Source organism: Rhizobium oryzihabitans, from assembly GCF_010669145.1.
In the GTDB taxonomy this organism is placed as follows: Bacteria; Pseudomonadota; Alphaproteobacteria; order Rhizobiales; family Rhizobiaceae; genus Agrobacterium; species Agrobacterium oryzihabitans.
This window is the reverse complement of sequence record NZ_CP048632.1, coordinates 3142255-3165832: the sequence shown is the minus strand read 5'-3', so window position 1 is coordinate 3165832 and position 23578 is coordinate 3142255. Positions and strand designations below refer to the sequence as shown.

The 23578-nt window shown below is 59.6% G+C and carries 24 protein-coding genes and 1 pseudogene; 9 read left to right on the top strand and 16 right to left on the bottom strand.

Going from position 1 to position 23578, the window contains the following annotated elements; genetic code table 11:
* Positions 1 to 206 precede the first annotated feature (206 nt).
* The 4 genes from G3A56_RS15840 to G3A56_RS15825 form a co-directional block, all read right to left on the bottom strand.
* Positions 207 to 1235 carry an ABC transporter ATP-binding protein gene (locus G3A56_RS15840; protein ID WP_082182587.1) on the bottom strand — a complete coding sequence of 343 codons (1029 nt, stop codon included), beginning with the start codon at positions 1233 to 1235 and terminating at the stop codon, positions 207 to 209.
* The gene (locus G3A56_RS15835; RefSeq protein WP_082182588.1) at positions 1223 to 2917 is read right to left on the bottom strand and encodes an ABC transporter permease; all 1695 of its coding nucleotides are present in this window, start codon (positions 2915 to 2917) and stop codon (positions 1223 to 1225) included. Before G3A56_RS15835 ends, G3A56_RS15840 begins: the two co-directional genes overlap by 13 nt.
* Before the next feature lie 9 nt (positions 2918 to 2926).
* Positions 2927 to 3910, bottom strand: coding sequence for an ABC transporter substrate-binding protein (locus tag G3A56_RS15830; protein WP_082182589.1), 984 nt, complete (start codon positions 3908 to 3910; stop codon positions 2927 to 2929).
* A gap of 327 nt (positions 3911 to 4237) precedes the next feature.
* Positions 4238 to 5482 (bottom strand): aminotransferase-like domain-containing protein, encoded by a 1245-nt coding sequence (locus tag G3A56_RS15825; protein WP_082182591.1) that lies wholly within the window; start codon positions 5480 to 5482, stop codon positions 4238 to 4240.
* A 271-nt stretch (positions 5483 to 5753) separates the two neighbouring features.
* Between G3A56_RS15825 and G3A56_RS15820 the strand changes: the two genes are divergently transcribed.
* Together G3A56_RS15820 and G3A56_RS15815 are read left to right on the top strand one after the other, a co-directional pair.
* On the top strand, positions 5754 to 6206 hold the full coding sequence (locus tag G3A56_RS15820) for an RbsD/FucU family protein (RefSeq protein WP_082184469.1): 453 nt from the start codon (positions 5754 to 5756) through the stop codon (positions 6204 to 6206).
* 107 nt (positions 6207 to 6313) lie between these two features.
* The gene (locus tag G3A56_RS15815) at positions 6314 to 7345 is read left to right on the top strand and encodes an endonuclease/exonuclease/phosphatase family protein (RefSeq protein WP_082182592.1); all 1032 of its coding nucleotides are present in this window, start codon (positions 6314 to 6316) and stop codon (positions 7343 to 7345) included.
* Positions 7346 to 7414: 69 nt separating this feature from the next.
* Here the strand turns inward: G3A56_RS15815 and ilvC are convergent, their stop codons facing one another.
* The 3 genes from ilvC to G3A56_RS15800 form a co-directional block, all read right to left on the bottom strand.
* Positions 7415 to 8434 carry a ketol-acid reductoisomerase gene (gene ilvC, locus G3A56_RS15810; RefSeq protein WP_003495030.1) on the bottom strand — a complete coding sequence of 340 codons (1020 nt, stop codon included), beginning with the start codon at positions 8432 to 8434 and terminating at the stop codon, positions 7415 to 7417.
* Positions 8435 to 8483: 49 nt separating this feature from the next.
* Complete coding sequence (locus G3A56_RS15805; RefSeq protein WP_003507581.1) at positions 8484 to 9137, bottom strand: TetR/AcrR family transcriptional regulator; 654 nt, start codon at positions 9135 to 9137, stop codon at positions 8484 to 8486.
* Between the two features lie 389 nt (positions 9138 to 9526).
* Positions 9527 to 10435 (bottom strand): AraC family transcriptional regulator, encoded by a 909-nt coding sequence (locus G3A56_RS15800; RefSeq protein ID WP_082182593.1) that lies wholly within the window; start codon positions 10433 to 10435, stop codon positions 9527 to 9529.
* A 193-nt stretch (positions 10436 to 10628) separates the two neighbouring features.
* Between G3A56_RS15800 and G3A56_RS15795 the strand changes: the two genes are divergently transcribed.
* Complete coding sequence (locus G3A56_RS15795) at positions 10629 to 11675, top strand: NAD(P)-dependent alcohol dehydrogenase (RefSeq protein WP_082182594.1); 1047 nt, start codon at positions 10629 to 10631, stop codon at positions 11673 to 11675.
* Positions 11676 to 11916: 241 nt separating this feature from the next.
* On the opposite strand, the gene G3A56_RS15790 is transcribed toward G3A56_RS15795, so the two are convergent.
* Positions 11917 to 13182: an NAD(P)/FAD-dependent oxidoreductase gene (locus G3A56_RS15790; RefSeq protein WP_082182595.1), complete on the bottom strand. Its 1266-nt coding sequence runs from the start codon at positions 13180 to 13182 to the stop codon at positions 11917 to 11919.
* A 71-nt stretch (positions 13183 to 13253) separates the two neighbouring features.
* The gene (locus G3A56_RS15785) at positions 13254 to 14009 is read right to left on the bottom strand and encodes a pyridoxine 5'-phosphate synthase (RefSeq protein ID WP_035242266.1); all 756 of its coding nucleotides are present in this window, start codon (positions 14007 to 14009) and stop codon (positions 13254 to 13256) included.
* A 230-nt stretch (positions 14010 to 14239) separates the two neighbouring features.
* On the opposite strand from G3A56_RS15785, the gene G3A56_RS15780 reads away from it, so the two are divergent.
* Positions 14240 to 14935 carry a MerR family transcriptional regulator gene (locus G3A56_RS15780; protein ID WP_082182596.1) on the top strand — a complete coding sequence of 232 codons (696 nt, stop codon included), beginning with the start codon at positions 14240 to 14242 and terminating at the stop codon, positions 14933 to 14935.
* 6 nt (positions 14936 to 14941) lie between these two features.
* Here the strand turns inward: G3A56_RS15780 and G3A56_RS15775 are convergent, their stop codons facing one another.
* The 3 genes and pseudogenes from G3A56_RS15775 to G3A56_RS15765 form a co-directional block, all read right to left on the bottom strand.
* Positions 14942 to 16069 carry an ATP-dependent DNA helicase gene (locus tag G3A56_RS15775; RefSeq protein WP_082182597.1) on the bottom strand — a complete coding sequence of 376 codons (1128 nt, stop codon included), beginning with the start codon at positions 16067 to 16069 and terminating at the stop codon, positions 14942 to 14944.
* A gap of 76 nt (positions 16070 to 16145) precedes the next feature.
* Complete coding sequence (locus tag G3A56_RS15770) at positions 16146 to 16628, bottom strand: SRPBCC family protein (protein ID WP_003495010.1); 483 nt, start codon at positions 16626 to 16628, stop codon at positions 16146 to 16148.
* Positions 16625 to 16983, bottom strand: a pseudogene (locus G3A56_RS15765) (ArsR/SmtB family transcription factor). The gene G3A56_RS15770 and the pseudogene G3A56_RS15765 overlap by 4 nt, the downstream one beginning before the upstream one ends.
* Before the next feature lie 142 nt (positions 16984 to 17125).
* Between G3A56_RS15765 and G3A56_RS15760 the strand changes: the two are divergent.
* Genes G3A56_RS15760 through G3A56_RS15750 form a run of 3 tightly spaced genes read left to right on the top strand, consistent with a single transcriptional unit; the run spans position 17126 to position 18831 of the window.
* Positions 17126 to 17506, top strand: a complete 381-nt coding sequence (locus G3A56_RS15760) for a COG4315 family predicted lipoprotein (RefSeq protein WP_082184470.1) — start codon at positions 17126 to 17128, stop codon at positions 17504 to 17506.
* A gap of 60 nt (positions 17507 to 17566) precedes the next feature.
* Positions 17567 to 18046, top strand: a complete 480-nt coding sequence (locus G3A56_RS15755; protein WP_164056501.1) for an RNA polymerase sigma factor — start codon at positions 17567 to 17569, stop codon at positions 18044 to 18046.
* Positions 18043 to 18831: an anti-sigma factor family protein gene (locus tag G3A56_RS15750; RefSeq protein WP_082182600.1), complete on the top strand. Its 789-nt coding sequence runs from the start codon at positions 18043 to 18045 to the stop codon at positions 18829 to 18831. The genes G3A56_RS15755 and G3A56_RS15750 overlap by 4 nt, the downstream gene beginning before the upstream one ends.
* A 4-nt stretch (positions 18832 to 18835) precedes the next feature.
* Here G3A56_RS15750 and G3A56_RS15745 read toward each other — a convergent pair whose 3' ends face one another.
* Entirely contained in the window at positions 18836 to 19429 is a 594-nt protein-coding gene (locus G3A56_RS15745; RefSeq protein WP_082182601.1) for a LysE family translocator, read from the bottom strand.
* Between the two features lie 163 nt (positions 19430 to 19592).
* Between G3A56_RS15745 and G3A56_RS15740 the strand changes: the two genes are divergently transcribed.
* Positions 19593 to 20438, top strand: a complete 846-nt coding sequence (locus G3A56_RS15740) for an aldo/keto reductase (RefSeq protein WP_082182602.1) — start codon at positions 19593 to 19595, stop codon at positions 20436 to 20438.
* Positions 20439 to 20591: 153 nt separating this feature from the next.
* Here G3A56_RS15740 and G3A56_RS15735 read toward each other — a convergent pair whose 3' ends face one another.
* Positions 20592 to 21122, bottom strand: a complete 531-nt coding sequence (locus G3A56_RS15735; RefSeq protein WP_082182603.1) for an SRPBCC family protein — start codon at positions 21120 to 21122, stop codon at positions 20592 to 20594.
* Entirely contained in the window at positions 21115 to 21483 is a 369-nt protein-coding gene (locus tag G3A56_RS15730) for an ArsR/SmtB family transcription factor (protein WP_035242763.1), read from the bottom strand. Before G3A56_RS15730 ends, G3A56_RS15735 begins: the two co-directional genes overlap by 8 nt.
* A gap of 301 nt (positions 21484 to 21784) precedes the next feature.
* Here G3A56_RS15730 and G3A56_RS15725 point away from each other — a divergent pair, with 301 nt between their 5' ends.
* A complete protein-coding gene (locus G3A56_RS15725; protein WP_137067552.1) occupies positions 21785 to 22921 on the top strand; it encodes a hypothetical protein in 1137 nt (378 codons plus the stop codon).
* A 70-nt stretch (positions 22922 to 22991) separates the two neighbouring features.
* Here G3A56_RS15725 and ilvN read toward each other — a convergent pair whose 3' ends face one another.
* The gene (gene ilvN / locus G3A56_RS15720; protein ID WP_003513099.1) at positions 22992 to 23564 is read right to left on the bottom strand and encodes an acetolactate synthase small subunit; all 573 of its coding nucleotides are present in this window, start codon (positions 23562 to 23564) and stop codon (positions 22992 to 22994) included.
* Between the last annotated feature and the right edge of the window lie 14 nt (positions 23565 to 23578).

Below are 23578 nucleotides of genomic sequence, written 5' to 3'. Positions count from 1 at the left end.
CTGAGGCAAATCGCGTTCGATCAGATTAACCACAATGGACCGTAGGACTCCGCACGCTGAAGCATACTCCACCCTCATTCCTGTGCTTGTCACAGGAATCCAGCCGACGCGCGTCCGCGCGGCGAGAAGAGTCCATTCAGCCCAAGGACTTGGGCTGAATGGATCCCTGTGACAGGCACAGGGATGAGGGAGTAACCCTTTTCACCCTAAAGCCGCCACGCCGCACGAATGGCGACCGACAGACGATCACCTATTGCAACAGCTTCCCGCGAATACGCCCGAAGCACCTGCCCGTCCGGCAAGTCGAGACGCAGGGCATAACGCTCGCCCTCATAGAGAACCGAGGTGACGGTGCAGGTGATGCCCTCCGCATCCCGCACCACATCCTGCGGCCGCACGAGAATGTCAGCCTGCGGCAATTGCCGGCCGCTTTCCATAGCCGCCCGAAGTGTCGCCCAGTCGAGATCCCGAAAGGTGCCTTCCGGCACCGGCACGGTGAGGATTGACCCCTGCCCCACCAGCGAGCCGACGAGCCGGCCCTCCGGCCGCGCATAAAGCTCCGCCGGCGGCGCGACCTGCAACAGCTTACCCTGCGACATGACGGCGACATCAGTCGCCAGCGCCATGGCTTCGGCCTGATCGTGGGTGACATAGATCATCGTTGCGCCGGAGCGGATGTGGAACTCGCGAAACGTCTCTTCCATCTCCTGCCGCAGATGCCGGTCGAGATTGGCGAGCGGCTCATCGAGCAGCACCACATCAGGTTCGGTAACGAGGCAGCGGGCCAGCGCCACACGCTGCCGCTGGCCGCCGGAAAGTTCCGCTGGACGGCGGTCCGCGAAACTTTCAAGGCGCACGGCTGCCAGCGCCTGACGCACCTTCTCGCGATATTTCTCTCCCGAAATGCCGCGCACTTTCAGGGGATAACCGGCATTGTCGGCGACCGACATATGCGGCCACAGCGCATAGGACTGGAACACCATCGCCATGTTGCGCCGCTCCGGCGGCACCATGTTTCCAGCATCCGCCAGCACCCGCTCGCCGAGCAGGATGGAGCCATCAGTCGGTTGCTCGAAACCGGCGATCATGCGCAGCACCGTCGTCTTGCCGCAGCCGGAAGGCCCGAGCAAGGCGAGGAAACCGCCCTCGCGCACGATGAGTGACACGTCATCGACGGCGGGTTTCGAACCGGCTCCAAAGCTTTTCGTCAGACGGTTGAGGATCAGTTTCGCCAAGGGACCACTCCTTTCGGCAGATAGCGCCCCAGAATTTCGAGCAGAGCCATGAGGAAAATCACCATGATGACGACCAGCACAGAAAGTGCGGAGGCAAGATCGAAGCTGCCGCTGTCATCGAGGTTATAGATGAGCACACCGAGCGTCTGCGTGCCGGCGGACCAAAGGAGCGCCGAAACCGTCAGTTCGTTGCAGGCGATCAGGAAAACGAGGATGACGGAGGCGCCCGCGGCAGGCCCGACCAGCGGCAGGATGATGTCCTTGAGCCGCCGCCAGAACCCGGCGCCGGAGAGCCTTGCCGCCTCTTCCAGCGACGGGTCGAATTGCAGGAATGCGCTGACCATCGGCTTGAGGCTGACGGCGAAGAAGGAGGAGAAATAGGCGAGCAGGATGATCCAGATCGTGCCGTAAAGCGTGACGCCGAGCAGCGGGATGGGGGCTGCGAAAAGCAGCACATAGGACACGGAAATCACCACGCCCGGCAGTGCATAGGGAATATCCACCAGCGCCGACAGCAGGAACATGAAACGACTCTTGCCGCGCACCAGGAAATAGGCCGTCAGCACCGTCACCGCCAGCAGGCAGAGGGATGTGGCTGTTGCCAGAAACAGCGAGTTGCGGAAGGCGGTGCGGGTCACGCTCTGCCGGTAGAGCAGCTCCTCATAGGCATGCATCGTCGCGGTCTTGAGGCTAAGCGGCACGCCATAGGCGGGGGCGAGCGAACTTGCCACCAGCGCGGCGAGCGGTGCGACCAGCATGAAGAACAGGACGAGCCAGAGCACAAGTTCCGTAACCGGCCGCCAGCGCGACAGCCCAAAGGTCGCAGCCTTGCCGGAAAGACCGATGATCCGATAGTCCCTGCCCTTCATCGCCCGCTCCTGAAGTGCCAGCCCGGCCACGGAGATGATGGCGATCATCGTCGAGAGAATGGCGATATCGCCGAAGGTGCTCGCCCCGAAACTGGCAAAGCGGCTGTAGATCAGCGTCGGCAGGGTAAAGATGGAGGCGGGAATGCCAAGGATTGCCGGAATGCCGAAATTGCCGACATTGGACACGAAGGAGATCGCCGCGCCCGCGATCAATCCCGGCGTGGAGAGCGGCAGGATGATATCGAACAGCACGCGGCGTGGCGAGGCACCGGAAAGCTTGGCGGCCTCGATGCCGTCCTGCGGCAAAGCAAGCAGACCGGCGCGCAGCGACAGATAGACAAGGGGCGCATGCTGCACGCCGAGCAAAAGCGCGATGCCCGCAATGGAATAAAGCGGCTGCGGCGATCCCATCGGCGGCGCAAGGCCGATGGCCTTCAACAGCGTGCTCGAGGGACCGGTCATGCCGATCCACGACAGCGCCGTCACCTGCGGCGGGATCATCATCGGCAGCATGAACAGGAAGCTCAGGATCGACTTGCCGCGTATGTCGCAAAGCGTTAGCGCAAGCGCGAAGGCGCCGCCGATCGCCAGCGAAATCAGCATGCCTAAAAACGAGGTGGACAGCGTGTTCAGCGCCGCATCCCAAAGGGCCGGATCGGCGAGCAGACGCCATATGTCGCCATTGAGTGACGACAGGATGCCGGTATAGGCGAGCCGGCCGAGCGGCAGGGCGCTGAGTGCAAAAACAACACTCACCACAAAAGGAAACAGCCAGCGCGGCTGGCTGTTTCCATAGGCACTTGATCGGGACATGCCGCTATATCAGCCCTTGGAGCCGAAGATGTCGGAGAATATCTTCAGGTCCTGTTCGGAGTTCTTCAGCGCATCAGCGGCGCTGAGCGGCAGAACCTTGATCTTGTCGCGGGCCGGGAAACCCTCCGGCATGCCGGCATCGGCACGAACCGGGATGTAACCGAGCTTGACGAAGCCCTGCTGGCCCTTTTCGGACAGCACGTAATCGACGAACTTCTTCGCCGCTTCCTCGTGCTTGGTGCCCTTGATGATCGCAACCGGCTCGGTGACGGCCGAAACGCCCTCTTCCGGGAAGACGAACTCGACCGGTGCGCCCTTGGCCTTTTCGCGGATCGGCATATAGTCGACGACGACGCCATAGGCCTTTTCGCCCGAAGCGACAGACTTCAGAACCGCACCGTTACCGCCGCCGGCAATGGCTTCATTGGCCTTCAGCTGCTTGTAATAATCCCAGCCGAGGCCGTTTGCGGCGGCAAGCGTCTGCGCGTGGATCAGCGCTGCGCCAGAGGTCAGCGGGCTCGGCATGGTCACGAGACCCTTGGCTTCCGCCTTGGCCAGATCTTTCCAGCTGGTCGGCTTCATCGCAGCGGCGGTGTTGTACATGATGCCTGTTGTGATGAGCTTGGTGGAATAATAGAAGCCGTCCGCATCGTAGAGCGAGGCGTCGATATTCTTGGCTTCCGCAGACTTGTGGGCGAGAAGCTGGCCAGCCTGCTTCATGCGCTCCAGCGTCACGGTATCGGCGATCAAAAGCACGTCGGCAACCGGATTGCCGGCATTGATCTCAGCCATCAGCTTGGCCATGATCTTCGGCGTTCCGTCACGCACCCATTCAACCTCGAGACCGGGATTGGCGGCCTTGAAACCGTCAACGGTCGCCTGCGCGTCCTCGTTTGGCTGGCTGGTATAAAGCACCAGATCGGCAGCATTGGCGGCGGTGGCGATGAAGCCGAGCGATACGATGGCGGTGAAAGCGGAGAGCAGCGTTTTCATGGGTCCAGTCCCTGTTGTTTGGTGGGACCGCTAAAACATGATTGCATAACATGTATGTGACAGGCAGGATTTTTGGGGTGTAATCTGTGGGGCCATCGCGGTTAGGAGTAACAATGCACCTTGGCGCTTGCGGCTCACCCCCCTTCTGCCCTGCCGGGCATCTCCCCTCAAGGGGAGATCGGCAAAAGGCGCTGACAGCACTTCATTTTCAACTGTTGCGATAGGCGATACCTTAACCGCGAGTCGATCTCCCCCCTTGAGGGGAGATGCCCGGCAGGACAGAGGGGGTGAAGCCGCACCCTCCACCGCTGCCGTAAGCCGCCGCCCTCAAATCGCCGGCAGCGCCTCGCCCGTTTCCGCCTGTGCCGTTGCGATCAACCGGCCAAGCCGCATCATGCCTTCCTCGATCATCGCCTCGTTGGCGCAGGAGAAGCTGATGCGCAACGTATTCGTGCCGGAGCCATCCGCGAAGAAAGCGCGACCGGGAACGAAGGCGACCTTTTCCGTGGCGATGGATTTCGCCAGAAGTGCGGCGCCATCCATGCCTTCCGGCAGGGTGACCCAGATGAACATGCCACCTTCCGGCTTGGTCCAGTGCGTGCCCTTCGGCATGTATTTGTCGAGCGCCGACAGCATCGCATCGCGCCGTGCGCTGTAAGCGGCCTTGATCTTGGCGACCTGTTTGTCGAAGCCGCGCGAGGCGACACGTTCGATGGCGATCTGATTGATCGTCGACGAATGCAGGTCGGCGGCCTGCTTCATCAGCACCAGCTTGCGGATAACGGGCGCAGACGCGACGATGTAACCGACGCGAAGGCCGGGTGCGAGCGTCTTCGAAAAGCTGCCGCAATAGATGGTGCGGGTGTTTTCGATGCCGCCCGAGCGGGCGATGTCGAGCGCCATGATCGGCGGAACGGCTTCACCATCATAACGCAGCGACTGGTAGGCGGCGTCTTCGATGACGGCGATATCCAGCTCGTCGGCCAGCGCCAGAACCTTTTCGCGGCCGGCGAGATCAACAGTTTCCCCGGTCGGATTTGAGAAATCGGCAGAGAGATAAGCGAACTTCACCGCGCCGCCGAGCTTGGCTGCAGTTTCGCGGTAAGCCTCGGGCGTGCGGTTGCCGCCGGGGTTCAGCTGGTCGTAATTCGGCTCATAGGCGTTGAAAGCGGAAAGCGCGCCGAGATAGGTCGGCCATGTCACCAGCGCCGTGTCCCTGGGCGACAGGAACAGCTTGCCGAGATAATCTAGACCCTGCTGCGAGCCCGAAACGATGAAAACGTTGTCGGCCGTGCAGTCGATGCCGATCTCGGCCATCTCGCCCGCCAGCCATTCGCGCAGCGGCTTGTAACCTTCGCTCACCGAATATTGCAGCGCCGAATTGACCTGCGAACCCGAAAAAATTTCCGCATAAGCCTGCTGGAACTCCTCTGCGGGGAAGAGAGCCGGGTCCGGAATACCGCCGGCAAAGGAGATGATATCGGGCTGCTCGAGCAGCTTCAGCAACTCGCGGATTTCGGACGCTTTCATGCGCGAAGAGCGCGTGGCGAAAATTTGTTCCCAATTGAGCATGGGTACGTTTCCTCTTGTGTCGTTTTTATGCGTGCATCTTTACAGAAATGTCGATACGTCAGCAATACTGACTTATCAGTTTTTCGAATTATTTCTGCCTCCCTGCACATTGCCCGCAACCGGCCCCTGTTGAGGCCCGATTTTGCGGACAAAGCCAAATACACCCTTGCGCAAAGCTTCACAATCACACCTTTGCGATTGACGCAGCATGGTTTTCCGGCTGGATTGCGCTCGCCGTAACATGGCGAAAGCATCATGGGAGTTTGACGACATGCTGAAAAATATCGACCCGGCGCTGAATGCCGATGTCCTGCACGCGCTGCGCGCCATGGGGCATGGCGATACGCTGGTGATCTCCGACACCAACTTCCCCTCCGATTCGGTTGCCCGCCACACGACCGTTGGCAAGGTACTGCATATCGACAACGTCTCCGCAGCCCGCGCCATGAAAGCCATCCTGTCCGTCCTGCCGCTCGATACGCCGCTGCAGCCTTCGGTCGGCCGCATGGAAGTGATGGGAGCGCCGGATCAGCTGGAGCCGGTGCAAGCCGAAGTGCAGAAGGAAATCGATGCGGCGGAAGGAAAATCGGCCCCCATGTACGGCATCGAACGCTTCGCCTTCTACGAAAAAGCCAAACAGGCCTATTGCGTCATCACAACAGGCGAGACCCGGTTTTATGGCTGCTTCCTCCTGACGAAGGGTGTCATCCCTCCGGTCGAATGAGGCCGGGAACGGGAAATTTCGCCATCCGCTGGCCTTCATGACAATTTCAAGTTGTTATGGCAAAAACTTCCACTAGGCTTGAAAAACCAACCGGAGGTGTGCGGATCATGGCCCAATATGTCCTGGCGTTCTGGAATGTGGAAAACCTGTTTGCGCCGGAGGGTTATCCGGCGCGCGAGCCGTGGATTGCCGAGCGGCTGAAGAACGATCTGAAGGGTTGGACGGAGGATCTGTTCAAGACCAAGGTCAAGCAGCTCGGTCTGATCATAAGCCAGATCGGCGGCGCGGGACCGGATCTGCTCGGTGTCTGCGAAGTCGAGAACCGCTTCGTTCTGGAGACGCTGGCAGAACATCTGAACGACCTCATGCCCGCACGTTCTTATCGTGTCGTGCATGCTGATTCCAGCAAGGACCAGCGCGGCATCGATACCGCCTTCATCTATGACAGCAAAAAGCTGCTGATCAACGAGAACGAGATTTTCAGCCATTTCGTGATGCGCCGCACCGGCACGCGCGACATTACCCAATGCACTTTCATCACCAAGGGCGGCCGCCAGCTTATCGCGCTCTCCAACCACTGGCCGTCGCGCTCGGGCGGCGCGGTGGAAAGCGCCGGTTTTCGCATGACCGCCGGTGAAACGCTGGGCTACTGGCATCAGCGTATCAGGGAAGAGAAAGGCAACGACATCGCCGTTGTCGCCTTCGGCGACTTCAACGACGACCCTTCCGATGCATCGCTGCGCTACCACGCCAATTCCACCCGCGAGCGCGACGATGTCGAAAACTCGCAATCGGCCATGTTCTACAATCTCACATGGAATTACCTGCGCCAGCCGGTGGTGGATTCCGTCGGCACGGCAAGAACGATCTATGGCACGCTCTATTTCAACGGAGACGCCAATATCTTCGATCAGATCCTCGTTTCCCGATCGCTTCTGACCGGCAGCAGCGGCTTCAAGGCGCGCGAGGAGACGGCAAAAATCGAAGCGATTGCCGCCATGGTCAGCCACAGCAAGAATGAGGGGCCGATCCGCTTCGGCCTGTCGAAAGGCGATGCGGTCAAAAACGTCAACCTTGGTGGGTTCTCCGATCACTTCCCGGTTTCCGTTATCGTCGAGGAAGACGACGCCATCGTGTGATGGCACATCGAAAACAAAAAGGCCGGAGCTTTCGCTCCGGCCTTCCTATTCTCTACCAGTCAATGAAGCTTAGTTGACGGCCTTATCGACCAGCTTGTTCTTGCCGATCCAGGGCATCATGCCGCGCAGCTTTGCGCCGACTTCTTCGATCTGGTGGGAGTCGTTGTTGCGACGGATACCCTTGAAGCGGGCGCCGCCGGCCTTCCATTCCTGCATCCACTCGGAGGTGAACTTGCCGGTCTGGATGTCGTGCAGAACGCGCTTCATTTCAGCCTTGGTGTCGGCGGTAATGATGCGCGGACCGGTGACGTATTCGCCCCACTCGGCCGTGTTGGAGATCGAGTAGTTCATGTTGGCGATGCCGCCTTCATAGATCAGGTCGACGATCAGCTTCACTTCGTGCAGGCACTCGAAATAGGCCATTTCCGGTGCGTAACCGGCTTCGACCAGAGTTTCGAAACCGGCGCGGATGAGTTCGACGAGACCGCCGCACAGAACGACCTGTTCGCCGAAGAGGTCGGTTTCGCACTCTTCCTTGAAGTTGGTTTCGATGATGCCCGAACGGCCGCCGCCAACGCCGCAGGCGTAGGAGAGAGCGAGTTCAAGCGCGTTGCCGGAAGCATTCTGATGAACGGCAACGAGGCAGGGAACGCCGCCGCCCTTCTGGTATTCGCCGCGAACCGTGTGGCCGGGGCCCTTCGGTGCGATCATGACGACGTCGAGCGATGCCTTCGGCTCGATGAGGCCGAAGTGAACGTTGAGGCCGTGTGCGAAAGCGATGGCTGCGCCGTCGCGGATGTTGCCGGCGATGTCGGCCTTGTAGATGTCGGCCTGCAATTCGTCAGGCGTCGCCATCATCAGAAGGTCGCCCCACTTGGCGGCTTCGGCAACGGTCATGACCTTGAAGCCGTCGGCTTCTGCCTTCTTGACGGTCGGCGAACCGGCCTTCAGGGCGATGACGACGTTCTTGGCGCCGGAATCCTTGAGGTTCAGCGCATGGGCGCGGCCCTGGGAACCGTAGCCGACAACGACGACGTTCTTGGACTTGATGAGATTGAGATCGGCATCACGATCATAATAAACGCGCATTTTATGGTCCTTCCCTAATGCTTGTCTCTCAGTTGTCTGAACCGGAATGTCAGGCGGGTTTGCCGCTGAGTTCCGAATGTACCTTTTCCGTGCCGTAGAGGGTCAGAAAGGCGACGACCGCCTTCTTCGCCCGGGCGGAAAAATCCTTGTCCGGCGCCTCGCCCAAAAGCATGCGCACATGCAGATCCGAAACGATGAGGCCGTAAAAACTGCGATATGCCTCCTCGGCATCATCGAAACGCAGATAGCCGGAGCGGCGACCCGCCTCGATCAGCCCACGCGCCCGCCGGTCGATCTGGCGACGGCCGCGTTCCAACAGCAGATCGCCGAGCTTCGAGCCGTCACGGCTCGCCTGCCCTATCGCCAGACGGTTGAGCGCCAGTGACACGTCGCCCGCCAGCACATCCAGCAGATCATGCGCGAAAACCTCGAGGTGATCGGCAAGCTGCGGTGCGGAAACGCGGTCGCCCGCCTTTTCGAAGGTGCGGACCTTGCTCTGCTGGAAGGTGATCATCGCAGCCAGCAGGCCGTCCCGGTCGCCAAACCACTTGTAGAGGCTTTCCTTGGAACAGTTGGCAGCACGCGCCAGCCCCGATGTGGTGAGCGCTTTCTCGCCGCCCTCGACCAATAGACGCAATGCCTGGTCCAGAACGGCGTTCTGGCGCGGCGAAAATTCCTGCGCTGTGATCGGGTCGGAAGCCAAGTCTTTCCACTCCAGGGGCTCGATTAATGTACCGTACGGTACGGTTCGAGCGCCATTTAAGCGGAGGCAGCGTTGGGGTCAAGCGGATTCTTCCGGGGAGGACGAGAATTGACGCGGTGCGGTGCCGGGTGAATGCCGGCTTGGTGAGCTTTACGCGGTTGTGCGTCGATTAGTGGATCGTGGCGGGTGTGGCTTACCCCCCTCTGCCCTGCCGGGCATCTCCCCCACAAGGAGGGAGATCGGCAAGCGGCTTTGGCGCCGCTTCATTCTCTGGCCTTGAGATGGGCGAAGCTTAGCCTCATATCAATCTCCCCACCTGTGGGGGAGATGCCCGGCAGGGCAGAGGGGGGTAAGCCACACCCGCCACGATCCACTAACCGACGCACAACCTACCCAGCCACGCTGATCTCACGCGAGGCATCGATATCCCGCGACGGCGACAATCCATAGAAGCGACTATATTCACGGCTGAACTGCGAAGGACTCTGGTAACCGACGCGATGGCCGGCAGTGCCCGCATCCAGCCGCTCCAGCAGCATCAGCCGGCGCGCCTCATGCAGGCGCAATTGCTTCTGGTACTGAACCGGCGTCATGGCCGTAATCGTCTTGAAATGATGATGGAAGGACGACACGCTCATGCCGATATGCTCCGCAAGATCCTCGACGCGCAGCTGGCGCGCGAAATTCTCTCGCAGCCAGGCAATGGCGCGGGCGATGCGGTTGCCATGGCTGCCGGCAGCGATGATGTTCATAAGCTGCCCGCCCGCCGGTCCGGTCAGAATACGGTAGAGGATTTCCTGCTCGATCAGCGGCGCCATGGCCGCGATGTCCGCCGGGCGATCGAGCAGGCGCATCAGCCGGATGGCCGCATCGAGCAGCTCCGGCGTGGCGGCATTGACGACGATGCCGCGCTGCGCGTTCGCCGGCTCCGCAGGCGGGTCGATGGGCACGCGCCGCATGAGGTCGAGCAGCTTTTCACTATCGATCGCAAGCGCGATGCAAAAATGCGGAACCTCCTTGCTCGCCTCCACCACGCGCCAGGCAACCGGCAGGTCAAGCGATGTCAGGAGATAGTCGCCCGCGCCATAATTGATGGTGTCCGTTCCCAGCTGGACGCTTTTCGATCCCTGGATCACCAATGCGAAACAGGGGCGGTAGCTGCCGTGGCACGGCGCGCTGGGCGTTGTGCGGCGGCTGATGCCAAGAGATTCGATCGCCGTCTGCACCTCGCCGTCGCTGGTGGCATATCGCGCGGCGATGGAGGCGATCTCCTGATAGAGATTAAACGGCAAGGACATAGGGGAATTCCCTTAACTGAAGGAGGAAATGCAGCGGATGTCATTTATCTAGAAAGCCTCCCGGCCCGCGCAAAGAGCACGCCCGCATATTTTTGCAGGATCGTGCAAAAAGGCTGGAGGATCGCTCTAACGCCTTCCCAAGCTTCCGTCGCATATTCCGCCGTCACTTCCCCACCCCCGAAAGGATATTCAGATGGCTATAGCAAGAGGTTACGCTGCGACCGACGCGTCAAAGCCGCTTACCCCGTTCACCTTCGAACGCCGCGAGCCGAACGATGACGACGTCGTCATCGACATCAAATATGCCGGCATCTGCCACTCGGACATCCACACCGTCCGCAACGAGTGGAAGAATGCCGTCTATCCGATCGTTCCCGGCCATGAGATTGCCGGCGTCGTGAAAGCCGTCGGCTCCAAGGTCACGAAGTTCAAGGTCGGCGACCATGTCGGCGTCGGCTGCTTCGTCGATTCCTGCATCGGCTGCGCAACACGCGATCTCGACAACGAGCACTACATGCCCGGCCTCGTCCAGACCTATAACGACGTCGATCCCTTCACGAAGACCGCGACCCATGGCGGTTATTCGGACTCGATCGTCGTCAAGGAAGGTTATGTCCTGTCGATCCCGGACAACCTGCCGCTCGATGCTTCCGCGCCGCTTCTATGCGCCGGTATCACGCTTTATTCGCCGCTGCGCCGCTGGAATGCCGGTCCCGGCCAGAAGGTCGCGATTGTCGGCATGGGTGGCCTTGGCCATATGGGCGTCAAGCTTGGCGCGGCCATGGGCGCGGATATCACCGTCCTTTCCCAGACCCTGTCGAAGAAGGAAGACGGCCTGAAGCTCGGCGCGAAGGACTATTACGCCACCAGTGACGCCTCGACCTTCGAGAAGCTGGCCGGCACCTTCGACCTGATCATCTGCACGGCCGGCGTCGCCATCGACTGGAACGCCTATCTCGGCCTCCTGAAGCCCAAGGGCAGCATGGTCGTGGTGGGCGCGCCCGAGCATCCGATCCCGGTCCACGCCTTCGCGCTGATCTTCGGCGCAAAGAACCTGTCCGGCTCGATGATCGGTTCGATCAAGGAAACCCAGGAAATGCTGGATTTCTGCGGCGAGCACAACATCGTCTCGGAAATCGAGACGATCAACATCCAGGACGTCAACGAAGCCTATGAGCGCGTGCTGAAGAGCGATGTGCGGTATCGCTTCGTCATCAATATGGCATCGCTCGACGCTTGAGCCCTGGATTGGGCACACACGCCACATCCACACGCCGTCACCCCGGACTGGATCCGGGGTCCAGCCAGCCCAAGTCCTTGGGCTGAAAAAACTCTTCTCGCCGCGCAGACGCGCGTCGGCTGGATGCCGGATCATCCTCGGGCTTGTTCCGGGGACCGGCATGACGGCGAGAGTTTTGGCGCAGCTGTCATAAGCACGAAGGGCGGGAAGCCATGCTTCCCGCCCTTTGCTCGCCCTGCCCTCAGGCCTCGTCCTTCAACGTCTCTTTCTGCGTAATCAGCCGCGCGCTGTGCTGGCCGCTCAGGTAAATCCACAGCCAGCTCCACGCCACCGCAAGCCTTGAGCGCGTTCCGATCAGGAAGTAGATATGGGCAAGCCCCCAGATCCACCACGCCAGCACGCCCCTGAGCTTGAACCTGCCGAAATCGATCACCGCCGCGCGTTTGCCGATAGTCGCAAGATTGCCCTGATGGCTATAGCGGAACGGCGACGGTGACGGCTTGCCGGAGAGCCGCGCCTTGATGACCTTTGCGACGTGGGCGCCCTGCTGTTTTGCCGCAGGTGCGATGCCCGGCACCGGTTTGCCGTTCTCCTGATTGACGGCGGCCGTATCGCCGATGACGAAGATATTGTCGTCGTCTTCCAGATTGAGATGCGGCCCGACAATGGCGCGGCCTGCCCTGTCGGCGGCGGCATCCAGCCACTTCGCGGCGGGAGACGCCTGCACACCGGCGGCCCAGACGACCGTACGGCAGGGATAATAGGTCTCGCCCACCGTCACGCCTTCATCGGTACACGCTGTAACGGGCGTGCCGAGCAAAACCTCGACGCCGAGTTTCTCCAGAGCCTCCTTCGCATAGGCGGAAAGATCCTCGGTGAAAACCGGCAGAACGCGAGGGCCGGCCTCGACAAGCAGCACACGGGTCTTTCTGGTATCCACATTGCGGAATTCCGGCGGCAACGCTTTGTGGGCAAGCTCGGCGATCATGCCCGCCATTTCCACGCCCGTCGGACCTGCGCCGATGATGACGAAGGTCAACAGTGCCTGCCGCTCCTCTTCACTGGTCGCAAGTTCGGCCCGTTCGAAGGCCAGAAGCAGACGGCGGCGGATTGTCGTCGCATCTTCGAGCGTCTTCAGGCCGGGGGCCGAACGCTCCCAATCGTCACGGCCGAAATAGGCATGGCGCGCGCCGGTGGCCAATACCAGCGTATCGAAACCGATCACTTGACCGGAATTCAGCTGCACGGTCCGCGCCGCCCGGTCCACGCCGGTCACCTCCGCAAGCAGGGTCGTCACCTCTTTGCGGTCGCGATAGAGGTGGCGGATCGGCCAGGCGATTTCGGATGTCGCCAGCGCCGTCGTCGCAACCTGATAAAGCAGGGGCTGGAACAGATGGTGATTGCGGCGGTCTATCAGTGTGATGCGGACAGGGGCCCCCTCCAGCCCATGTACCAGTTGCAAACCGCCGAAGCCTCCACCCACGACGACAACATGATGTTCTTGCATATGTCTCTGCCTTCATAAGCTCGCGCACGGAGCATGCGCAGCCAAAGCATAGGCGAAAAAATTGACTTTGGTTATGAAATAGCCTGACCGCAGGCCTGACAAAAACGCCTGACTGTTTCAGTCATGCCATATTCAAGCGCATCTGCCGTCAATCCGTGACCGATTGAAACCTCGGCCAGATCAGGGATGCGTTTCATCAGCTTGGGCAGGTTTGCGACGGTGAGGTCATGACCGGCATTGACGGCAAGTCCGAGCGCTCTTGCATGATCCGCCGTCTGCCCGAGCTTTTCGACAAGCGCGTCAGCCTTTTGCGGATCGTCAAAACAGCCGCCATAGGGACCGGTATAAAGCTCGATACGGGCAGCACCCGTCTCGGCCGCCAGTTCCACCGGCTCGCGCTCGCCGTCGCCATCTGCGAAAAGCGAGACCCGCATGCCACCGGCCTTCAGGCGTCCCACGACGTCTTTCAGGAAAACGGCGTGTTTGCGGAAATCCCAGCCATGGTCGGAGGTCGCCTGCGACGGGTCGTCCGGCACCAGTGTGACCTGTTCCGGCTGCGTCTTTTCACAAAGAAGGAGAAAATCCTCGGTCGGATATCCTTCGATGTTGAATTCCGCGCCGGGGAAGCTGTCATCGATCAGGGCGCGCAATACCGGCAGGTCCGAAAAGCGGATATGGCGCTGATCGGGACGAGGGTGTACAGTGAGCCCGCTTGCACCCGCAGCGAGTGCCAAATGCCCGAAATGCGCGACATCCGGCCACGGAAGATCGCGACGGTTGCGCAGCATGGCAATTGCGTTCAGATTGACGGAAAGTTTCGCTGGCATGACATCGGGCTCCGGTTCGGAATTGACATCCTGTTTCACGCAGGTTGACGCCAACCGCAAGGAGGCCGATAAAATTTTTTGGAATATGGGAACGAAAACACACAATACACGTTACGGTTCTTATGTAGCGTTTGGCATGATGTCTTGATCAGAGGGGTCGTCGCGGGGGAACAAGCGATCGACGCCACTTAAAAAACAGACACTGTCAAAGAGCGCAAAAGGGGGAAACGATGCAGGATGGCCGTATGCCGTTTGAACACGGCGACGAGGACAAATCCAATCCAAGAAACAGCTATTTCCTTCCGGATATAAGTCTGCCCTCCTCCCTGCCCGCCGAACCGGTTCCCATCGCCGACATGGCCAATATCTTCGGAGTAACGCACCGGACCCTCCATTTTTATGAGGAAAAGGCGCTGCTGACCTCGAAGCGCATTGGCCAGATGCGGGTCTATACCCACCGCAACGTCAGACGCATGGCGGTCATCAATGTCTGCCGCGAAGTGGGCATTTCCGTTGCTTCCATTACCGAGATCATGGAAAAACTGGTCCGCTCGCTTTCGCAGGAAGAGGCGGACGACGTCTTTCACGCGGCGTTGAGGCAGCGAAAGAGGGAATTGACGGCCGAGCTCTCCACCCTTCAGCGCCAGGCGCAGCAGATTGAGGAACTGCTCGTCACCGACAGCGATGCGGACGGGCTCGATGGCGAGGAGCGAGCTCCTGCCAGGGACATCGCACTGACCGACACCGAACGAAAATGCCTTGAACTGATGGCGGAGGGTTATGCGCCGGTGCGGCTCGCCCGTGCCCTTGGTCTTTCAGGGACCGACCTCAACGTGCTCGAGGCGAAAATCATCGGCAAGTTCAACGCCAGCAACCGCTTTCAGGCGGTCGCCAAGGCGGTTCTCCTGGGTGTTATCCGTGCATAGTCACGATCAGCGAACGATGGTCAGTGTCTCCGCCGCGCGGGTAATGGCGGTATATAGCCACCTTTCGCGCGAATCGCGGAAGGCATAGCTCTCATCGAAGAGAACCACATTGTTCCACTGCGAACCCTGCGCCTTGTGCACGGTCAGTGCATAGCCGAAATCGAACTCGTCATAACGCTTGCGGGTGGACCACGGAATTTCGGTCTCAACATCCTCGAACGCGGCCTTCAGCAATTTGATCTTGGCCGCGCCGCGATCCATATCGTCGTCTTCGGGCCGTATCATCAGGTTGATGCCGGGTTTCACCGTTTCGCGCGATGAACTCATGACCTGCCACAGCGAACCGTTCAGCAGGCCCTTGGCCGGATCGTTCCTCAGGCAAACCAGCTTGTCGCCGGATTGCGGATAATCTGCCGAAAAACCCTTCAGCTCGCGAAGCCGCTGGTTATAACGGCGGCGGGTGCGGTTGGTGCCGACAAGCACTTGATCGGCATCGAGCACGAGCGACTGCGTCACCTCGGACTTGGAGATCACCTGTGCAGCGCCGTAATCGCCGCGCATGATCTCGCGGCCTTCCCGCACATCCATGGCAAGGTGAATGATGGGATTGTCCTTGGCCTGACGATGGATCTCCGACAGCAGATAATCCGGCTCCTGCTCGGTGAAGAAACCACCGCCTGAAACCGGCGGCAACTGCCCAGGATCGCCAAGCACGAGGATGGGCGTGCCGAAACTCATCAGATCCTTGCCGAGCTGCTCGTCCACCATCGAACATTCGTCGATGATGATGAGCGCCGCCTTGGCAAGCGGGCTCTGGCGGTTGATGGAGAACATCGGCGCGATGGATGTCTTGCCGGTTTCCTCATCTTCCACCGTTTCTTCACCGCGCGGGCGATAGATCAGCGAATGGATGGTGCGGGCGTTGGTCGCCCCGCGCGACCGCAGCACCTGCGCCGCCTTGCCGGTGAAAGCCGCAAACAGCACTTCCCCATCGACATTTTCCGCAAAATGTTTGGCAAGCGTCGTCTTGCCGGTTCCGGCATAACCGAACAGCCGAAAAACCGGCGTCCGGCCTTCCTTCAGCCAGCGGGAAACAGCCTTGAGCGCTTCGTCCTGTTGCGGTGAAAATAACATGCGCCCTCATCGCAGGATTCGAGCACCATGCGCAACAGAAAAAGAACGAAAGATGAATCATGCCGCAATAAAGGCCTCAATTCACCGCCTGCCTTTCAACAAGCTGCGCCAGCTGCTCCGCAACCGTGTTCCAGCCGTCAAAGAAACCCATCTCGGCGTGCCTGTCGCGATCCCCAGGATTTCGGTGCATCGCATAGGCCACATATTCCATACCTTCAGGGTGGTCGCGAAAACTCATGACGGCGGTGAGGAACGGGCGGGCGGAGGGACGAAAGCCTGCCGTCAGCGCATCGGTGAAGACCAGACGCTCCTCATGATCCACCGCCAGGAAACACCCGCTTATGTGATCGCCGAATGCCTTGCCGTCCTCACTGTAGCGCGTCTCGAAAGCGCCGCCGGGGAAAAGCTCCATTTTCTCAACGCGGCATTGGCCGGGATTCGGCACCCACCATTGTTCGAGGCTGGTCTTGTCGACCCACGCATTCCAGACGAGCCAGCGCGGCGCCCTTATGATCCTTGAAATCTTCAGATCGAGATCGGGATTGAAAGTGTCGGTCATTTGTCATTCTCCCCTTTCCATGAGGTCCTGTCCTGTTGCGCCATGACGAATTGTTCGAGCCGGTCCGTCCGGCCCTCCCAGATGGCGTGCTGTTGCGACAGCCAGCCCTCCAGCATCGAAAACCGCCCTCTTTCCAGCGAGCAGAACCGCACCCGGCCCTGCTTGCGCGTCACGATCAGCCCCGCACCCTCCAGTTGACGGATGTGTTTCATGAAGGATGGCAGGGCCATGTCAAAGGGTTCGGCAAGCGTTCCGATGCTCGCCTCCCCGCCCCCAACGTCAAAATCACCGCTCGCCTGGTCGGATCGGCAAGGGACTGGAAGATATCATCGAGTTCATCTGAATAGTTTTCCATAAGGCTAAGTATCACGGTAAAACACTTAGCTCAATGGATAAGTTTAAAAATCACAAAAAACACGTCGCGGCACGGAATAAACCGGAAGCCTGCGGTGTCTCTTGATGTGCTGGCGGCAGAGGCCGCCCGAACCAAGGAGGATATGTCCATGAAGATCCGCTTTATCGTTCCCGCCCTCGTTCTGGCTTTTGCCGGAACGGCCTATGCGGCCCCTGCGGTCGAAACGGTCAAGACCGAAAAAGGCAATGTTCTTGCCGGCGAAAAAGGCATGACGCTCTACACTTTCAAGAACGACAAGAAGGGCGTATCCAATTGCTATGACAAATGCGCGGTGAACTGGCCGCCGTTTTTCGCAGCCACGGGCGACAAGGCCGAGGGAGCCTATTCCGTCGTGACGCGCAAGGACGGCAAGATGCAGTGGGCAAAGGACGGCATGCCGCTTTATTACTGGGCCAAGGACATGAAAAAAGGCGATGCCACCGGCGACGGTATGAACGGTGTATGGGATGCCGCAAAACCCTGATGGCATGAATGGCGAAAAGCGGGGGAGCCTCTCCCCGCAGCCGGCAACTTCGAAACGGAGATGCTGGCGCTGATACCCATGCTGCGGCGTTATTCCCGCAGCCTGTCCCGTTCCGACGCCGATGGCGAAGACCTTCTGCAGGACTGCGTGGAAAAGGCGCTGACCAACAAAAGGCAATGGCGCGGAACGGCCCTGAAAACATGGGCTTACACGATAATGACGAATCTTTATCGCAACCGCCACCGCGCCGAGAAACGTCATCCGTCGGAAAGCCTCGAAGGCCATGAAACCATCGCCGTTGCCGATACGCTCGGCGATACGCTGGAGAACGACCGGCTGCACGGCGCTCTCGCCCTTCTTTCACCCGAGATGCGGGCGGTGCTGATGCTGGTGACGGTGGAAGGTTACAGCTATCAGGAGGCGGCAGAGACATTGTCGATCCCGGTGGGGACCGTCATGTCCAGACTGTCCCGCGCCCGCGAAACCCTTCGCCAGCACCTGGCGGCGGATAATATCATTCCCCTGCGGAGACCACGATGAAACGGCCAGACGCCATAACCGAAGACGACCTGCACGCCTATGTCGACGGACTTTTGTCCGAGGATGATCGCGCGGCTGTCGAGGCCTGGCTGACTGAAAGGCCGGAAGAGCAGAGCCGCGTGGAGGACTGGAAGAAACAGGCCGAAACCCTGCGAAATACATTCGCCGCCTACGCCGCTTCGCATCCGCACGACATGTCGATGTTTACCGCCAAAAAAACAAAGCCTGCATGGCAGGTGAAATCGTTTCTTCTGCGAACGGCAGCCGCCTTGCTGATCTTCACCGCGGGTACGGTAGCCGGCAGGCTTTTGCCGCAATCCTTCTCCACACCGCAGGACGTGGTGCTTGCATCGCTGCCGACGGATATTCCCGCGCAGGCGAAATCGGCCTATCTCATTTACGCGAGTGAAGTCCGCCATCCCGTCGAAGTCGGAGCCGGAGAGCAGCAGCACCTTGCGACATGGCTCGGCAAGCGGCTCGGTTACCCCTTCGCGATCCCCGATCTTTCCAAACTCGGATACGATCTCGTTGGCGGGCGTCTCATTCCCGTCAGCGGCAAGCCCGGCGCGATGCTGATGTATCAGGATAAGACCGGCCGTCGGGTAACGGTGCTGATCGGCCACAACGAGGAAAACCGCACCACCAGCTTCCGAATGGCCAGCGCCGATGGCATCGAGACCTTCTACTGGATCGACAACGAACTGGGCTATGCCGTTTCCGCCGAACTGACGCGTGACGAGGTGCAAAAGATCGCCGAGGAATGTTACCGCCAGTTCCCGGCCTAGGCGCCTACTTCAGCATCGGCCAGAGGCTGACGACCAGAAGGACGGCCATGGTGATGTTGAACCATTTGAGCCGCACGGGAACGGACAGCCAGTCGCGCAGCGCCGAGCCGAAGCCCGCCCAGGTCGAAACGCTGGGGAGATTGACAGCGGCGAAAACCACACCGACGATCAGAACGGTGATGAGATATTGCCCCTCATCCGTATAGGTCGCCATCGCCGTCACGGCCATCACCCACGCCTTCGGATTGACCCACTGGAAGGCGGCAGCGGCAAGAAAGCTCATCGGCACTGAGGCGGCCGTCCCTTCATTCAGGCTGCGGGATGTGCCGATCTTCCACGCGATCCAGACAAGATAAAGCCCGCCCGTGAATTTCAGCCCCGTATAAAGCAGGGGCACGGAGTGCAGCAACGCGCCAAGCCCAAATCCCACGCCAATCAGCAGCGAGAGGAACCCCGCCCCGATGCCCAGCATATGCGGTATGGTGCGGCGGAAACCGAAATTCACGCCGGAAGCAAAAAGCATCATATTGTTAGGGCCGGGCGTGATGGAGGTGGTGAAGGCAAACAGCACCAGCGCAACGAAGGTTTCGACAGTCATGATCTCTCCTGTGAAAAGACCCTATCCGCCGAACCACCGTCAAACCAGTCCGCTCACCCGATCGGCGCAGTCAAATTTTTTGATGGATCGATCATTCCCCTGCCGGGTTTGAGAAGTCGGAACAAAGGGCTATTGTCCCCTCAACCAACGCTGGAGCGAGCCCATGTATGACGACATGCCATCCGTCACCCTGCCATCCGGAAAAGAGGTTCCAGCCCTTGGCCTTGGCACCTGGAACATGGGAGAGAGCCGATCATCCGCGGCGCAGGAGGTCGAGAGTATTCGCAAGGCGATCGATCTCGGCATGTCGCTGATCGACACGGCCGAAATGTACGCCGATGGCCGATCCGAAGAAGTGGTGGGCTCGGCAATCGCCGGCCGCCGCGACGAGGTGTTTCTGGTGAGCAAGGTCTATCCCTGGAACGCCAGCGCAAGAGGAACGATTGAAGCCTGCGAGCGGAGCCTCGCAAGGCTCGGCACCGATCATCTCGATCTCTATCTGCTGCACTGGCGCGGCGAGCATCCGCTCACAGAAACGGTGGCGGCTTTTGAAAGGCTGAAAAAGGACGGCAAGATCGGCGACTGGGGAGTCTCCAATTTCGACACCGACGACATGGAGGCGCTTTTCGCCGTTCCAGACGGCAAAAAATGCGCCGCCAATCAGGTGCTCTACAACCTGTCCCGGCGCGGGCCGGAATTTTCGCTTCTGCCCTGGTGCCAGTGGCATGGCGTGCCGCTGATGGCGTATTCCCCGATCGAGCAGGGTCGCATCCTCAACAACCACGAGCTTATCCGCATCGCCAAAGCCTATCAGGCCACACCGGCGCAACTGGCCTTGGCCTTTCTTCTGGAAAGGGAGGGCGTCATCGCCATTCCGAAATCCGCAAACACTGCGCGCGTGGAAGAGAACCGTGGTGCGACAGATCTCGAAATCACTGATGAGGATTGGGCCGCACTAGACGCCGCCTTCCCGCCGCCGATGCGCAAGACACCGCTGGAAATGCTTTGATATAACAGAGCGTTAAGAGATTTTTTGGAATCAGGGACACAAGCCGTTGAATCAAAATGTGAGCGCAGAAAACCGGTCCTCGGTGCGCCGCTGCAACGGCCAATAACGGCGCGGCAAACCGCGCCGTCAGTTTTCAAAATACGCAGCACCTGGTTATGGTATGCGGTGCTCATATTCCTCTTTCAGCCCCAGCCAGCTGTCCCAGAAGGGTTTGGGTTCCTTTTCCTGGAGACGCGCAGCGAGAATATCGAGATGCGCATGCCAGCCGGCACCGACTTCGAGCCTGGTCTTCCGATTGGCCAGTCGACGATGGACCAGTGTCAGAAGCACGTCCTTGCCCAGAGCCTGAAGCTCGATCGATACCTCACCACCCTCACCCCAACTGAAGACGAGGCGATGCGGCGGAATAACGGTAATGATGCGCGAAGCCATCCTGTCCTCTTCGGAAAAACCCTCCGGGCGGTGGCCCGGCGGGTCGGAAAGCTCGTCATTGCGCCAGACCAGTTCGAACGGCGCATCTGGCGCAAGCCGCATTTCACCGGATGCCAGCCACCGGCGGCGTAGGTCGCTTTGTGTCAGATAGGCCCAGACCCGGTCGATCGGCCCCGGCAGGAGCCGTTCTATCTTCAGGGTCGTCGGCTCGACGAGCCGGCCATAGGTGTCAGGCATTGCAATATCAGCCATTGTCATTTCCTCCATTTGCAGGGGACTTTCCCTGATCATCCTCCCTGAGCATCTGCTCAAGAATATCGAGGCGGCTGTTCCAGAACTGCCGGTAGAAATCCAGCCATTCATGCGCGTCTGCCAAGGGTTCCGGCGCAAGGCGACAGACATGCGTGCGCCCCCTCACCTCGCGGCGGATAAGCCCGGCATTTTCCAGCGCCTTGATGTGCTTGGATGCCGCCGCGAGCGATATGTCGAACGGCTCGGCCAACTGGCTCACCGTTCGCTCCCCACGGGAAAGATCGCGCAGCATCGTGCGTCGCGTCGCATCGCCAAGCGCATGAAAGACAGTGTCGAGATGTGGAACAGATAATTCAACCATGTTGTTGAATATAAGCTGACGATCCGGAAAGTCAACCATGTGGTTGAATATATAAACGCAGGGCAAATCTCACCCCACGTCATCGCCTGCCGCCGACTGAACCAGTGCAGAAACGTAGATGGCCAATCGCCAAACAGAAGAAGTATGCGCGTCGATTGCGGCGACAACATCAAAACATTCTAATATAATAACACTTGCAATACGGAAAAAACGCTATTGATTAAATTACTCCGTTTATATTTACATCAAAGAAACCTGATTAACCCATGATACTGGCATAATAGTCGGGATCAATATTATCATGATTGGGAAATATACAAACCAGATGCAGGCCGCCATACTTTTGGAAGGCAACATCGCCGCCTCGCCACTGCCAAATCTGGTTAAGCAGCTTCAGACCGTATTCAACCGGCTCGGCGTAACCCTGGCGTGCCCCGGAATGTCTTCGACCTATGTGCAGATGTTCGGGCCAAACGATCTTCAGCTCACCGTCGAGTTCGTCGCGGGTCCAGCGGATCATGGCGTTTTCGCTGGCACGCTCGGCTCGCCGATCTCCGTCATGCTGGTGCCCGATGCTATCGACCGAATCCGGCGCCATAAATCCCACCTGCTCGTCTATATACAGCACGGCGTGTTTGGCGGAGTGATGCAGGAAAAGGGCATTGCCAGCCTGTTCAGTGAACTCGGCATGTACCAGCCCGGCCATTCGCTTGCCGAGTTTCTGGACCGGGTAAGATGCTTATCCATCGCCTGCGAAACGATCTGCACAAATGTGCCGGCAAGCCTCATCCACTGGACGCAGAGCAATATGCTGTTTTCGGCCGAGAGTTTCACGGCATTTGTCGAAGAGCCGATAGGACCCCTGACAGTTCACCCCCGCATTTACCGTGACGAGCCACCACCGGGTAGTACGGAGCAATGTGTCGGCATCCAGACGCTGGGAGCAGCAGACTATATCGGGCGCGAAATCAATGTGGAAGCAGCACCCGTTCCCTGGTCAGAACTATATGCGGGCGCGCTGACCTTCATCAAAATTGCTACCGAGAAAAACGGATATATTATCCCCGATGGCGACGTCTTCGGGATAGAGGACGATTCCGTTTCTTATCGGGTTCGCCATGTCGCCGCGACGGCCGGACAAGACTTACCGGACCAATATCAATTGACCCTTCGCTACTCCCGCAAACATGGCTATAGGGCGAACGATATCAAACGCCGGCTGACGGTCCCGGGCGGTGTCGATGGCGTTGAACGGCTGATAGGAACCGCGACGCCGGAAGCAAGAGCCGAGCTTCGGAAAATGCGCGAAAGCGAGGCGCTGGCCGAAGGTATTGGCGGCCGTCTCGTCGTGACACGACCTGCGGATGAACCACCACAGAATCCTGATCGTACAGGAAACGCACGCATCATACCCTTTGGAAAGCGCACCGGACTGTAGGTGGAAAAAAGACAAGCCCGCGACGTTGCGCGGGCTTGATATTCAACAGCAATTACTTTCCTTGCGGAAATTACATCCCCTGCGAACCACGGTTCATCGCTGCAATCCCCGTACGGCAAATCTCGATCAGGCCGAGCGGCTTGATGATGGCCACGAACTGGTCGATCTTGGACGACTTGCCGGTGATCTCGAAGATGAAGTGCTCCACCGTCGCATCCACGACCTTGGCCTGAAACGCATCGGCAAGGCGAAGCGTCTCGGCGCGGGCTTCGCCCGAGCCGGCGACCTTGATGAGCGCCACTTCGCGCTCGATCGGCCGCTCCTGACCCAGTTCGCGGGCGCGAACGGTGAGATCGAGAACCCGGTGCACCGGAACGATGCGTTCCAGCTGCGCCTTGATCTGCTCCAGCACGATCGGCGTGCCGCGTGTCACGATGGTGATGCGCGACAGATGCGCCTCATGCTCGGTTTCCGAAACCGTCAGGCTTTCGATGTTATAGCCCCGGCCGGAAAACAGGCCGATGACCCGGGCGAGAACGCCCGGCTCGTTGCTGACGAGAACCGACAGCGTATGATTTTCGACGGCAGCCGTTTCCTTCTGGATGAAATAGGCGGAGCCGGTGGGTTGTAGGTGTGCGTTCATGTCCTTTTCCTCTC

Bases quoted from the DNA above. Each gene is read 5' to 3' on its own strand.
- G3A56_RS15740 (WP_082182602.1), top strand. From the start codon at position 19,593: ATGTATGACGACATGCCATCCGTCACCCTGCCATCCGGAAAAGAGGTT.
- G3A56_RS15830 (WP_082182589.1), bottom strand. From the start codon at position 3,910: ATGAAAACGCTGCTCTCCGCTTTCACCGCCATCGTATCGCTCGGCTTC.
- G3A56_RS15815 (WP_082182592.1), top strand. From the start codon at position 6,314: ATGGCCCAATATGTCCTGGCGTTCTGGAATGTGGAAAACCTGTTTGCG.
- G3A56_RS15725 (WP_137067552.1), top strand. From the start codon at position 21,785: ATGATTGGGAAATATACAAACCAGATGCAGGCCGCCATACTTTTGGAA.
- G3A56_RS15780 (WP_082182596.1), top strand. From the start codon at position 14,240: ATGCAGGATGGCCGTATGCCGTTTGAACACGGCGACGAGGACAAATCC.
- G3A56_RS15730 (WP_035242763.1), bottom strand. From the start codon at position 21,483: ATGGTTGAATTATCTGTTCCACATCTCGACACTGTCTTTCATGCGCTT.
- G3A56_RS15735 (WP_082182603.1), bottom strand. From the start codon at position 21,122: ATGGCTGATATTGCAATGCCTGACACCTATGGCCGGCTCGTCGAGCCG.
- G3A56_RS15760 (WP_082184470.1), top strand. From the start codon at position 17,126: ATGTCCATGAAGATCCGCTTTATCGTTCCCGCCCTCGTTCTGGCTTTT.
- G3A56_RS15750 (WP_082182600.1), top strand. From the start codon at position 18,043: ATGAAACGGCCAGACGCCATAACCGAAGACGACCTGCACGCCTATGTC.
- ilvC (WP_003495030.1), bottom strand. From the start codon at position 8,434: ATGCGCGTTTATTATGATCGTGATGCCGATCTCAATCTCATCAAGTCC.
- G3A56_RS15825 (WP_082182591.1), bottom strand. From the start codon at position 5,482: ATGCTCAATTGGGAACAAATTTTCGCCACGCGCTCTTCGCGCATGAAA.
- ilvN (WP_003513099.1), bottom strand. From the start codon at position 23,564: ATGAACGCACACCTACAACCCACCGGCTCCGCCTATTTCATCCAGAAG.
- G3A56_RS15820 (WP_082184469.1), top strand. From the start codon at position 5,754: ATGCTGAAAAATATCGACCCGGCGCTGAATGCCGATGTCCTGCACGCG.
- G3A56_RS15770 (WP_003495010.1), bottom strand. From the start codon at position 16,628: ATGACCGACACTTTCAATCCCGATCTCGATCTGAAGATTTCAAGGATC.
- G3A56_RS15800 (WP_082182593.1), bottom strand. From the start codon at position 10,435: ATGTCCTTGCCGTTTAATCTCTATCAGGAGATCGCCTCCATCGCCGCG.
- G3A56_RS15755 (WP_164056501.1), top strand. From the start codon at position 17,567: ATGCTGGCGCTGATACCCATGCTGCGGCGTTATTCCCGCAGCCTGTCC.
- G3A56_RS15835 (WP_082182588.1), bottom strand. From the start codon at position 2,917: ATGTCCCGATCAAGTGCCTATGGAAACAGCCAGCCGCGCTGGCTGTTT.
- G3A56_RS15775 (WP_082182597.1), bottom strand. From the start codon at position 16,069: ATGTTATTTTCACCGCAACAGGACGAAGCGCTCAAGGCTGTTTCCCGC.
- G3A56_RS15745 (WP_082182601.1), bottom strand. From the start codon at position 19,429: ATGACTGTCGAAACCTTCGTTGCGCTGGTGCTGTTTGCCTTCACCACC.
- G3A56_RS15790 (WP_082182595.1), bottom strand. From the start codon at position 13,182: ATGCAAGAACATCATGTTGTCGTCGTGGGTGGAGGCTTCGGCGGTTTG.
- G3A56_RS15785 (WP_035242266.1), bottom strand. From the start codon at position 14,009: ATGCCAGCGAAACTTTCCGTCAATCTGAACGCAATTGCCATGCTGCGC.
- G3A56_RS15795 (WP_082182594.1), top strand. From the start codon at position 10,629: ATGGCTATAGCAAGAGGTTACGCTGCGACCGACGCGTCAAAGCCGCTT.